A 13,088-nucleotide genomic window follows, 5' to 3' on the forward strand; every position below is an offset into this window, starting at 1 on the left:
TGTTCTACAAAGATAAACATTTAAATTAGCAATGTGAAAAATTTGATTTCTGTAGTAGGACCCACCGGAATTGGTAAAACAAAATTGGCAATTGATCTGGCTCAACATTTCAATACGGAGATTATTTCCTGCGATTCCAGACAGTTTTTTAGAGATATGAAAATAGGAACTGCGGCACCTTCAGAAGAAGAGCTAGCCGCTGCACCCCATCATTTCATCGGAAATCTTTCAGTTGAAGAATATTATTCTATCGGGCAATATGAAGAAGATGCTCTTCAAAAACTCAATAAACTTTTTACGACACATGACACCGTAATTCTTGTCGGCGGAAGCATGATGTATGAAAAAGCTGTGATAGAAGGACTGCATGATTTGCCGGAAGCCAATGCTGAAAATCAGGAAAAACTTCAGGCTATTCTGGAGAAGGAGGGTATTGAGAAACTTCAGGAAATTTTAAAGGAACTTGATCCGGAATATTTCAATGTGGTGGATATTCACAATCATCGCAGGCTTTTAAGAGCTATTGATATTATCTGGCAGACGGATAAAAAATATTCTGAACATATTTCAGTTTCCCAGAATGGCAGAGATTTCAATGTAATCCGTATCGGAATTGAAGCACAGAGAGAAGAGCTGTATGACAGAATCAACCGCCGGGTGGATATCATGATGGAAAAAGGGCTGCTGGATGAGGTAAAAGGTCTTGAAAAGTTCAAAGGATTAACAGCTTTGAATACTGTTGGGTATTCGGAATTATTTAAATATCTGGATGGGGAATGGGATCTTGATTTCGCCGTTTCTGAAATTAAGAAAAACAGCCGAAGATATGCTAAACGCCAATTGACATGGTACAGAAAGGCGGATGATATTCATTATTTACAGCTTGGGTATTCTCAGAAAGACTATGAAGATCTGCTTCAATGGATTAGTGAGCAGTTTCAAAAATAACTACTTTTACATCATATAAGAAGCTTTAAAAATATAGATTCCTACAGAATGGCATAATGCATGGATACATTAAGCGTCCAGTTTGTCATTGTGAAGAAGGAGAATCTCATTGTTGTTTTGAAAGATTCTTCATTTCACTTTGTTCCATGCAGAATGACAGTAGAGATCATAATTAATTAGGGTATTTTAATATTGAAAAAATGCGGCCCATAAAGAACCGCATTCTAAACAATATAATTAAATTTACTACTTCCAACCGCCGCCAAGCGCTCTGTATAAGTCTACAATGCTGCTTAATCTCTGTCTTTTAATGGAAGCCAGATTCAGCTCTGCCTGAAGAGAATTTCCCTGTGCGGTAATTACTTCCAGATAATTGGCTGAACCTCCTTTGTAAAGAAGCTGTGCACTTTTAATTCCGTCTTTCAAGGTAGTTGACTGTTCGCTAGCTTTCTGTTCCTGCACTTTTAAGTTTTCATTAGAAACCAAAGCATCGGATACTTCACCTACTGCATTCAATACTGACTGACGGAATGCCAGAACATTTTTCTCTCTTTGAATTTTTGCTACTTCCAGATTCGTTTTTAATTGTCTCTTCTGGAAAATAGGCTGGGTAATTCCTCCTAAAACCGATCCGAATAACGATGCCGGAATCTGGAACCAGTTATCAAATTTGAAGGAATTGACTCCTCCGTTGGCTGTAATCTTTAATGCCGGATACATATTGGCCTGAGCAATTCCGACCATTGCATTAGACTCCAGCAAAACGAGTTCCTGCTGACGAACATCCGGTCTTCTGCTTACAAGAGCAGCAGGAAGTCCCGCCGAAATGTTTTGCGGTAAAGATGTGTCAGACATTTCAATCGTCCTGTTTACTTTATTTGGAAGTTCACCTACCAGAATACTCAATGCATTTTCCTGAATGGCAATATTCTGTTCCAGTTGTGCAATCAGAAGTTCTGTTGCCTGTTTCTGTGCGGAAGCCTGTTGTACACCTAATGATGTATTATCACCGCTTTCCCACATCTTTTGTGTAATCATCAGTGTATTGCTGCTCAGCTCCAGGTTTGATTTTGCAATTTCCAACTGTCGGTCAAGCATCAGAAGATTATAATATCCCTGAGCAATGGCAGCAACAACTTGTGTTTGCACTGCTTTTGAACCTTCGTAGGTCTGAAGATACTGCATTCTGGATACTTCCTGTTGATTTTTAATTTTCCCCCAGATATCCGCTTCCCATGAAAGATTGAAGGCTGCGTTATAATCTTCAACATGGCTTTGGCCTAAAAATAAATTTAAGCTTTCCCCATTCATGCTGTTTTTGGAAGGTTTTGAAATTTGTCCGCTTACTCCGAAACCAACATCGGGATATTGCATGTATTTTGCCTGTTTCAATTTCTCTTGTGAAGCAGCAACCTGTTTCAATGCAATCTGCAGATCATAGTTATTTTTAATTCCTTTTTCAATCAATCCTTGTAAAATAGGATCACTGAAAAACTGTTTCCATTCCAGGTTGGCAATGCTGGCTGTATCGGCAGTTGCTGTGTACTGGAATTTTTCCGGCAGCGGAAGGTCTGGTTCCGTGTATGCCAGTTTAGACACACACGAAACAGAGCCTATGGCTATCGCAAATGTTAGAATAATATTTTTTACTCTTTTCATAGTTTTTGTTGATAGACTTTAATTGAATACAAAATTTTGATTGAACCACAGATGAAAATTTATCATCATTTAAGTGCTATTTGTGGTTTTATAAATCTTTCTGTTTTGTTAATCATTTTATTAATGAGTTGTCGCTAAAAGCTCTTCCTCCATCTGTTTTTTAAGAAGTCTTTTCTTTTTTCGGCTTGGCATTTTTTCATGCAGATATTGGAAGACCACGTACATAACAGGAATAATAAAGATTCCTAATAATACTCCGGTAAGCATTCCTCCCACAGTGCTGTATCCGATAGAATGGTTTCCCTTTGAAGATGCACCTTGTGTCCATATCAAAGGAAGCATTCCCACGATAAAGGCAAAAGAGGTCATTAAAATTGGTCTCAGACGTAATCTTGAAGCCTGAAGAGCAGATTCTATCAATGATTTTCCTGCTTTTCTTCTCTGTACGGCAAATTCCACAATAAGGATTGCATTCTTAGCCAATAATCCAACAAGCATGATCAATCCTACCTGTACGTAAATATTGTTATCGATACCTGCCAGCCCTGTGAAGGCGAATACTCCGAAAATCCCTGTCGGAATAGTAAGAATAATTGCAAACGGCAGGATGTAGCTTTCATATTGTGCTGCAAGAAGGAAGTATACAAATAAGATACTCAGGAAGAAAATAAATGCAGTCTGTCCACTGGTTTTAATCTCTTCGCGGGTAATACCTGTCCATTCATATCCATATCCTCTTGGAAGTGACTGCTGGGCAACTTCTTCTACCGCTTTAATCGCATCTCCGGTACTGTATCCAGGTTTTGGAGTTCCGTTGATGGTTACCGCATTGAAAAGGTTATTTCTGGTTACCGTTTCAGGCCCGAAAGATCTTTTTAACGTTACCAATGTTTTAGCAGGAACCATTTCACCCGATTTATTTTTAACATAAATTCCTTCCAGAGAGTTTACATCCGTACGGTAAGGAATATCCGCCTGTGCCATTACTCTGTAATATTTTCCGAATCTGTTGAAATCTGATACAAAGCTACTCCCAAAATAGATCTGCATGGTCTGCATCAGTTCCGTTACAGAAACTCCTAGCTGATTAGCTTTATCGGTATCTACATCAATAGTATATTGTGGATTTCCTGCAGCATAAGTTGTAAATGCGAAAGCGATTTCCGGGCGTTTCATCAGTTCACCAATAAACTGTTGAGTAGTTGTTCCCAGTTGTTCAAAAGATCCGTTTGTTTTATCCTGAAGCATGAACTCAAATCCTGAAACGTTACCAAAACCTTGTATGGTAGGGAAGTTGAAGAAAAATGCATTGGCATCTTTTACCTGGCTTACTTTCCCGGTCAGGGTAGCCGCAATCTGATCCGGATCTTTCATCTCACCACGTTTGTCATAATCTTTAAGCTTAATAAACCCGGCAGAATATGGTGATGCATTGGCATTACTGATGAAGTTCATTCCGTCTGCCACCCAAAGATGATTGGTGGCTTTTTCACCATTAATGATCTTGTCAATCTGTTCAGTAGCTCTGTGAGTTCTCTCCAATGAACTTCCCGGAGGAGTGTTCACTGCATACAATACGAACCCCTGGTCTTCTGTCGGGATAAATCCGGAAGGAGCTTTTTTGATCAGGAATACACTTGCTGCTGTAATCAGTACAAGACCTCCTATAGCAACCCATTTATTCTTAATTAAAAACTTAACACTGTAAATATACTTTCTGGTCATACTATTGAAGCTGGCATTAAAGGCGTTGAAGAATCTTGCTCCAAATCCTTTTTTATGACCATGTTCACCGTGTTCTCCCTGAGGATCATTTAAGAACATTGCACATAAAGCCGGGCTTAATGTTAATGCATTCACTGCGGAAATAAGGATGGCAATTGCTAACGTGAAAGCAAACTGTCTGTAGAAAACCCCTGCAGGGCCCTGCATGAAACCAACCGGAATAAATACCGCACACATTACCAATGTAATGGAAATAATGGCACCTGAAATTTCACTCATTGAGTTCATCGTTGCATGCTCTACGGGCATTCCCGTCTGTTCCATTTTGGAGTGAACGGCTTCTACCACCACAATAGCATCATCCACTACAATACCAATGGCCAGAACCAATGCAAATAAAGTAAGCATATTGATACTGAAGCCAAATAACTGCAGGAAGAAGAAAGTACCAATAATGGCAACCGGAACTGCTATAGCCGGGATCAATGTAGATCTGAAATCCTGAAGGAAGATGAATACCACAATAAATACAAGAACGAATGCAATGACAAGCGTTTCCACAACCTGGTGAATAGAAGCATCCAAAAAGTCCTTGGAATTATACATGATAATCGGCTTTACACCTTTTGGAAGTGTAGTTTCCATTACTTTCACCTGCTTTTCAATTTCAGTCAGGATTTCATTAGCGTTGGATCCCGCTGTTTGTAGAATAGCAAATCCGGCAACAGGTTTTCCGTCTACTCTGTTTGTAGCAGTATAGGTATAAGAACCGAATTCCACTCTTGCCACATCTTTTAATCGTAAGAATGAACCGTCACTATTTGCTTTGATAGCGATATTCTCGTAATCTTCATTCTTATTCAGTTTTCCTTTGTATTTAAGGATATATTCGTAAGTTTCCTTGCTTCCCTGTCCCAAACGTCCCGGAGCAGCTTCAAGGTTATGATCTTTGATGGCACCAAGAACTTCCTGAGGAGAAAGGTTATTTGCTGCCAATCGATCAGGCTTCAGCCAGATTCGCATAGAATAGTCCCTTGTTCCGAATACCTGAGCCTGTGCAACTCCCGGGATACGTTGTATTTGTGGAATAACATTGATTTTCAGATAATTTTGAAGGAATAGCTCGTCATACTGTTTTTCATCTTCACTGGTTAGTCCCATGAACATGATCATACTATTCTGAACCTTCTGTGTTGAAATTCCGGCTTGTACAACTTCCTGAGGAAGCTGGCTCATTGCTTTGGATACACGGTTTTGTACGTTTACAGCAGCATTATCGGGATCAGATCCCTGCTTAAAATAAACGCTCAGCGTCATCGTACCGTCATTACTGGAATTGGAAGTCATATACGTCATATTCTCAACCCCGTTTACAGCTTCCTCTATGGGTGTTGCTACCGAACGTGCCACTACCTCAGCATTAGCACCCGGATAAAATGCCGTTACCTGAACACTTGGCGGAGCAATATCCGGGAAGAGGGCAATGGGTAAATTAAAGAGAGACAAAGCTCCCAATAATAAGAGTATTATGGAGATGACCGTTGAAAGTACCGGTCTTTCTATAAATTGTTTTAACATAAGAAGTTTATTTTTTAATGTTGTTTAAACCTTTTTAAAACACAGCAGCAAACCGGGCTTTAAAAATTAAAATGAAGTTTAAACTGTTCTTATTGATAGTTCATACGAGAAACTATTATAAAGGTTTCGCTTTCAATAAGCTGTCAGACGAAATATTCTTCGATCTGATGGAAGCTCCGTCCTTTAAGTTTCCGATTCCTGTGAATACGATTTTCTCTCCCGGAGAAAGTCCTTCAGAAATAAAGTAATAGCTATCCGTTTTTCCTGATATTTTGATAGGTTTTCCGGTTACTTTCTGGTCTTTACCCACAACATATACATACGTTTTATCCTGAATTTCGAAAGTAGATTCCTGAGGAATTACGACAGCATTCGAGATCAGTTGTGGCATACGAACTCTTCCTGTATTTCCGGTTCTTAGTGTTCCGCTGGCATTAGGAAAGACGGCACGTACGCTGATAGCTCCGGTAGTTTTGTCGAACTGTCCGTCTACGATGCTTAGTCTTCCTTTTTCAGGATAAGTACTGTTATCGGCAATTATCAGTTCCACCATTGGCATATTCTTTAGCTTTTCCTCCAAAGTGGCTCCCGGATATTTATTCTGAAAAGCAATAAAATCAAGTTCACTTAGAGAGAAATAAGCATAAATTTCGCTGATGTCTGATAATAAAGTCATTGGATTCGGATCTGTTCTGGAGATCAGACTTCCTTTCTTATAAGGGATTCTTCCGATATAACCGCTTACAGGAGCTGTAATGGTTGTAAATCCTACATTGATCTTTGCATTTCCTACCGAAGCTCTGGCCTGTGCAGCAGCGGCTACGGCAGCTTCATAATTAGCTTTTGCTGTTTTTAGCTGTACATCAGAAACTACTTTTGCAGCAACCAGCGGTTGAAGTCTGTCTACTTCCACTCTTGCTTTCTGTATATTAGCATTGGCTGCCTGAAGGTTGGCTTGTGCCATATTCATCTGCTCGCCATAACTTCTTGAGTCTATCTTAAATAAAGGCTGTCCGGCTCTTACATAAGCTCCTTCCTCTACATAGATTCTGTCCAGATAACCATCTACCTGAGATCTGATTTCCACATTGTTTTTTCCTTCCAAAGCAGTTGGAAATTCCTGATATGTAGTAGCGGGAGAAGAAATAACGGTATAAACCGGAAGTTCAGGAGCTGGAGGTGCGGCATTGGATCCTTCTGCAGCTTTAGTGCAGCTCTGTAAAAGAATTATACTTGCAATAAGTACAATAAACCTTGTTTTTCCAGGTATTTTCATTAGTTTAATTTTTTTTAATGAAGTGTTAGATTTAAGTAATTGTTTCTTTTAATAAATGCTGTTTTTTTTCCTAACAGTGTTAATGAAATGTTCAAAAAAAATTACAGAATTTTTAATGTGAGATCGAGTCAATAATTTCCATAGTTGAAAAATAATTTAATGTGAGTTGTATATAAAAAGATGAGGTGTAATGAATGTTAATTTTGCTAACGGTGTTAATTTATAAGGTAAAAATGCTTACCTTTAATTTTCGAATTTGTAGAAATTGTTACATAATTAGTTTTAGTTTTAATGAAGTTGATAGGAATTATTTAGATTAATTCAGTGTTAAATTTCCTAACGGTGTTAATTTTTAATTCAAAAAAATTTTATAAAGACTTAATAAAAGCCGAAACAGTTTCGTCTAAAGTCGTTTTATTCATTGTTGAAGGGATATCAGCAGTACGCATCATCATAATGGAGATCATACCGTGAACGGCAGAAAACAACGCGTGAGACATATGACAGGCATTATCCGGGTTGGATCCGTTTTTCTTGATAATCTCATAGGTAGATTCATAAATCATCTCCTGGAATGATGAAAATTCTTTTTTCATCTGCCCTTTTCCACAGCATTGCATTCCCAAGCCAAACATCAGCTGATAATATTCCTTATTTTTAAAAGCAAAGTTCCAGTATGCATCCACTATCGCAACAAGCTGCTCTTCCGGAGTGTCATGCTTTTGCTGAGCTTTTAATAACTCTATATGGAGTTTGTGGAAACCATCTAATGAAATTTCAAATAAAATGGCTTCTTTATTTTCAAAATAATCATAAACAACGGGTGCACTATACTCAATAGCATCTGCAATCTTACGCATCGACAGTGAAGCCCAGCCTTCAGTTTTGGCCAAAGTGAATGCAGCCTGCAAAATATTTGCACGAATGGATTCTTTTTCTCTTTGACGACGTTCATGTAGGCCCATGATATTTTTTTTACTAACAGCGTTAGCAAAACTACAAACTTTTTAATATAACTTCCAAAGGATATTATGAGTTTTATGAGTTTGCCGGCTTTTTAAAGAAAAATAAATCAAAGGCTGGAAGCTGGAAGAATGGGAGCTGGAAGTTATTTCAGAGGTAAATAAATTGAATAATAGAATTTGACTATAACTATTTTTGAGTGTCTAATATCTTCCTTCCTCCAGCTTCCAACTTCCTTATTCTATTAAAAATGGAAATGTCTTCTTCGTAATTAATAAAAGAAATATCTATCTTTGCCCGTAAAGAAAAAAGGATATGAATACTCCATCAAATATGCTGGCACTAGGAACAAAAGCTCCGTTTTTTGAGCTTCCTAACCCGTCAAAAACAAATGAACTTCAGTCTTTGGAAGAGCTGAAAGGAGAAAAAGGTACTTTGGTTATCTTTATGTGCAACCACTGTCCGTTTGTTCTTCATGTGATCGATAAGATCAATGAATTATACGAAGATTATAATGAACAAGGAATTGAGTTTATCGCCATCAATGCGAATGATATTGAAAAATATCCGGCTGATTCTCCTGAAAAGATGATTGAATTTCAAATTGAAAGAAGATTTGATTTCCCTTATTTGTTTGATGAAAGCCAGGCAGTAGCTAAAGCTTATGATGCAGCATGCACACCGGATTTTTATTTCTTTGATGATAAACTTGATCTTGTATACAGAGGTCAGATGGATGATTCAAGACCGGGAAATAATAAAGATGTAACTGGTGAGGACTTAATTATTGCTTTTGAAAATCTTTTAGCAGGAGAACCACAGGAAGAAATTCAGAGACCAAGTATGGGATGTAATATTAAATGGAAATAAGTAATTGCCAGTTACGGTTTTTACTCATTTATAAATAATAGGGAGCTGCTCTTTTCAGAGTGGCTTTTTTTATGATATTTAGTTTTGTATAGCTATGTCTGGATTGCCGTGGAATAGAGGATTGCAATAGTTTAAATTATCCACAGAGTTTGTCACTCCGCAGGAGTCTCCGCAAAGTATTGTAAAGGTTAGCAAAATTAACTTTCATAAATCTGGATTCCTACGGAATGACAAATACAAAAAATGGTCTATTTATACACTTCGTCACTCGGTAAAAGTCTAAGAAAAGAGGGTTCAACATACTTTTAAAAACTTGCCTTACTCTTAGACTCTTTCTCAACCTTCAAATCTACATTGACTTTATTATCAGAATAATCCTTAATAAATTCAGAAGGTGTTTTCCCCGTATATTTTTTAAACATCCTGTTAAAATAAGTCACATTATTAAACCCACAGCTATAACTGCATTCCGAAATGGTTTTATCCTGAGCCATCAAAAGACAGGCTTTATTGATGCGGTAACGGTTCACAAATTCTGTAAAAGTAATTTGTGTGGCTTTTTTAAAGAAGTTACAGAAAGCCGGAAGTGTAAGATTGGCAAGCTTGGCTACATCTTCAATATTGATTTCCTTATCATAATGATGCTCCACGTAAGTGAAAATATTTTCCAGCCGTGTTTTATTCTTTGAAATAATGGTGTAGGGCATGATTTCTTTGTTCAGAAGATCATAATCCTCACATTTCGATAATTCAAAAAGAATTTCGAGCAGTAGAAGATATCTTTTATAGCCTTCCGATTCCAGCATCAGCTTCAGTTTGGGAAGCATGACTTTTTTTACTTTATGATGAAAATGAATCCCATATTTTGAAAGCTCCAACAAATTTTTGATGGATCTGGCTTCAATTTCCTGCTGTGGAAACTGGAGAATCTCTTCTTTGAACTGAAGAACAATTTCCTCATGAGGATCAATGGAATTTAATCCAAATCCGGAGTGGGGAATATTAGATCCTATTAATACAAGGTCTCCATTTGTATAATTGCTTTTATGATAACCAACATGGCGCGTACCATTCCCGGAAATAACACATACCAACTCGATTTCCGGATGATAATGATATTCCCACTTGAATTCTGAAATAGGAGAGTTATTGTGAATCGTACGGAATGAGCTCTTTTCATTGGGAATTACCCGTTCAAAAGTGACTTTCATTTAATTAATCATATTTAATCACTAAAAATACTAAATATATTAATATAGTTCAAATATTGATTTACTGTGTTAAATTATCGTTAACACAAATGCTTATATCTTAGCCGACAAGAAATAACCTGAATGAAAAATATCAACATCAAGGCCGTTTTATTTTTAAACTATTTTGTCTTCGCCATCCTTCTGAATTCTGTGGGAACAGTTATCCTGCAGGTGCAGCAGAATTTTGGGATTTCAAAATCTTCGGCCAGTGTTTTGGAGGGCTTCAAAGATCTTCCGATTGCTATATGTTCTTTCATTCTTGCTTCATTTCTTCCCAGAATAGGAATCAAAAATTCAATGCTTACTGCTTTGTTTTTGGTGAGCTGTATGTGTTTTGTGATGCCGTTTGCCAATGATTTCTGGTTCTTTAAATTATTATTTGCGATTGTAGGCGTTTCTTTCGCATTGATCAAAATATCAGTTTTTACTTCAATTGGTCTGGTAACGGAAACGGATAAGGAACATTCCAGTTTCATGGGATTTTTGGAAGGTTTTTTCATGATCGGAGTTTTGGCAGGAAATCTTCTGTTCAGCTTGTATATTGATGATCATAATCCAAAATCTACACAGTGGTTGAATGTTTACTGGGTGCTGGGAGGGCTTTCAACATTGTCGTTTTTGTTTTTATTCTTTTCAAAATTGAACGAAAAAGGTGCGAAAAGTGAAAAGACAGATTTGTTGGGAGATTTGAAAAACAGTGCCAGCTTGTTCAGTTATAAAAAAGTATTATGCTTTTTATTGTGTGCTTTCCTTTTTGTATTGGTAGAACAGAGTTTCCAGACATGGACACCTACTTTTTATAAAGAGATTTTAAAAGTTCCAACGTCCATGAGTATTCAGGCAGGAGCTGTTTTAGCTGGAGCTTTTGCATTGGGAAGATTCCTGTCCGGATTTTTCTCTAAAAAATTCAGCTGGATCTATGTCGTTTCTTTCTGTGTGATCGGTTTTGCTATAAGTTTGCTTTTGGTTTTGCCGTTGACTCATAATATCCATATTGATGCGGGTACAAACTGGCTGAATGCACCGCTTGTTGTGTATGTATTCCCTTTGATGGGCGGTTTGCTGGCACCTATTTATCCAAGTATTAATTCGGTAATTCTGGCTTCAATACCGAAATATTTACATAGTGCCATGTCCGGGTTGATTGTTGTTTTCTCAGCAATCGGAGGAACAATAGGTTCTATAATTACGGGGTTTGTATTTCAGGAATTTAGTGGGCAGCAGGCATTCTACCTTTCCCTGATTCCACTTTCATTGCTGATCACGTCTGCCTTTTTCATGAATAAATTAAAAATTAATCCTAAAAAATAAAAATGAGTAACCAGCTTTATATCAACGAAATTCAAAGTCTTTTTGACGATGTACAGAGATCCAGAATTTTTGAAGATCAGAAAATGATGACAGATGCTGTTCCTTTATTTCCTATTTCTGAAATTAATGAGAAATATATGATTGAAAAGGAAAAGAGCGGGTTTGATCTGAAAGATTTTGTAATGGCCCATTTTAATTTTTTAGGGGCAAGAGTTTCCATCCGTAGAGAAGATCATCTTCCTATTGGAGAACATATTGAAAAGTTATGGGATGAATTGACACGTACTGCTTATGAAGAAAAAGGAACACTTTTAAAGCTGCCAAAGCCATATATTGTTCCGGGAGGACGTTTCAATGAATTTTTCTACTGGGACAGCTACTTTATTATGCTGGGATTAAAAGCTTCCGGCAGAGTAGAAATGATGGAAAATATTATTGAAAACTGTTCCTATCTGATCCAAAATGTAGGTTTTGTTCCGAATGCAAGCAGAACCCACTTTTTAAGCAGATCACAGCCTCCCTATTTTTCTTTGATGCTGGACCTGCTTTTTGAAACAACGGATAAGAAAGAAATTTATACAAAATATCACGACACGCTGGAAAGGGAATATGCCTTTTGGATGAATGGTGAAGAATGGCTTGAAAATAATTCAGGTGTTAAAAGAGTGATCAAAACAAAGGATGGAGATATCCTGAACCGTTATTATGATGCAGAAAATGCACCACGTCCTGAAAGCTATCTGATCGATATTGAAGATCATGAACATGCTCCAGGTGATGAATTTTACAGAAATATAAGAAGTGCCTGCGAATCAGGCTGGGATTTTTCCAGCAGATGGTTTGCAGACGGAGAACATATACAGACGATAGAAACGCTGAACCTTGCAGAAGTAGATCTGAACTGCCTTTTATGGCATTTGGAAATGACTTTGGCAAAGTCTTCAGCACTTCAGAATCTGACAGAAAAAGAAAATTATTTTACTGAAAGAGCAGCAAGCCGAAGACAGATGATCAATAAATACTTCTGGGATGAAGACACTAAGATTTACAAAGATTATCACACAAAAAAAAACACAAAAACACCGTCTGAACATATTGCTGCTCTTTACCCTTTATTCCTTGGAATTGCAGATCAGGAACAAGCCGAAGCAGTAGCTCAGGCTGTTGCAGAAAAGTTCTTATATCCGGGAGGTTTGGTAACCACTACTAAAAAAACAGGTCAGCAGTGGGATCTTCCCAATGCATGGGCTCCTTATCAGTGGCTAGGTTTTAAAGCAATGAAGAATTATGGATTTGATGAACTGGCGGAGAAAATAAAAACCAACTGGTGCTCCAATGTAGAAAGGGTATATAAAAACACAGGAAAATTGATGGAAAAATACAATGCATTAGACACAGAAACAATAGCAGGCGGCGGGGAATACCCTAATCAGGATGGATTCGGTTGGACGAATGGAGTGTATTTACAATTACAACAAAACTGAAACTAACAATAAAAATAAGGC

At 37.5% G+C, this 13,088-nt stretch carries 9 protein-coding genes; 4 read left to right on the forward strand and 5 right to left on the reverse strand.

Going from position 1 to position 13,088, the window contains the following annotated elements; translation table 11 throughout:
• The first annotated feature begins 33 nt into the window (after positions 1-33).
• The gene (gene miaA / locus F3J23_RS01475) at positions 34-948 is read left to right on the forward strand and encodes a tRNA (adenosine(37)-N6)-dimethylallyltransferase MiaA (RefSeq protein ID WP_167023018.1); all 915 of its coding nucleotides are present in this window, start codon (positions 34-36) and stop codon (positions 946-948) included.
• 246 nt (positions 949-1,194) lie between these two features.
• Here the strand turns inward: miaA and F3J23_RS01480 are convergent, their stop codons facing one another.
• The 4 genes from F3J23_RS01480 to F3J23_RS01495 form a co-directional block, all read right to left on the reverse strand.
• Positions 1,195-2,607 (reverse strand): efflux transporter outer membrane subunit, encoded by a 1,413-nt coding sequence (locus F3J23_RS01480; protein WP_167023021.1) that lies wholly within the window; start codon positions 2,605-2,607, stop codon positions 1,195-1,197.
• A gap of 120 nt (positions 2,608-2,727) precedes the next feature.
• Entirely contained in the window at positions 2,728-5,910 is a 3,183-nt protein-coding gene (locus F3J23_RS01485; protein WP_167023024.1) for an efflux RND transporter permease subunit, read from the reverse strand.
• A 115-nt stretch (positions 5,911-6,025) separates the two neighbouring features.
• Complete coding sequence (locus F3J23_RS01490; RefSeq protein ID WP_167023027.1) at positions 6,026-7,186, reverse strand: efflux RND transporter periplasmic adaptor subunit; 1,161 nt, start codon at positions 7,184-7,186, stop codon at positions 6,026-6,028.
• Positions 7,187-7,554: 368 nt separating this feature from the next.
• Entirely contained in the window at positions 7,555-8,151 is a 597-nt protein-coding gene (locus tag F3J23_RS01495) for a TetR/AcrR family transcriptional regulator (protein WP_167023030.1), read from the reverse strand.
• A 313-nt stretch (positions 8,152-8,464) separates the two neighbouring features.
• On the opposite strand from F3J23_RS01495, the gene F3J23_RS01500 reads away from it, so the two are divergent.
• Positions 8,465-9,019: a thioredoxin family protein gene (locus tag F3J23_RS01500; RefSeq protein ID WP_167023033.1), complete on the forward strand. Its 555-nt coding sequence runs from the start codon at positions 8,465-8,467 to the stop codon at positions 9,017-9,019.
• A 305-nt stretch (positions 9,020-9,324) separates the two neighbouring features.
• On the opposite strand, the gene F3J23_RS01505 is transcribed toward F3J23_RS01500, so the two are convergent.
• Complete coding sequence (locus F3J23_RS01505) at positions 9,325-10,230, reverse strand: AraC family transcriptional regulator (RefSeq protein WP_167023036.1); 906 nt, start codon at positions 10,228-10,230, stop codon at positions 9,325-9,327.
• A 123-nt stretch (positions 10,231-10,353) separates the two neighbouring features.
• Between F3J23_RS01505 and F3J23_RS01510 the strand changes: the two genes are divergently transcribed.
• Together F3J23_RS01510 and F3J23_RS01515 are read left to right on the forward strand one after the other, a co-directional pair.
• Positions 10,354-11,583, forward strand: coding sequence for an MFS transporter (locus F3J23_RS01510; RefSeq protein ID WP_167023039.1), 1,230 nt, complete (start codon positions 10,354-10,356; stop codon positions 11,581-11,583).
• A 2-nt stretch (positions 11,584-11,585) separates the two neighbouring features.
• Positions 11,586-13,067 carry a trehalase family glycosidase gene (locus F3J23_RS01515; protein ID WP_167023042.1) on the forward strand — a complete coding sequence of 494 codons (1,482 nt, stop codon included), beginning with the start codon at positions 11,586-11,588 and terminating at the stop codon, positions 13,065-13,067.
• The last annotated feature ends 21 nt before the right edge of the window (positions 13,068-13,088 follow it).

Origin of the sequence: Chryseobacterium sp. Tr-659, assembly GCF_011752975.1 — a bacterium.
Taxonomy (GTDB): Bacteria; Bacteroidota; Bacteroidia; order Flavobacteriales; family Weeksellaceae; genus Chryseobacterium.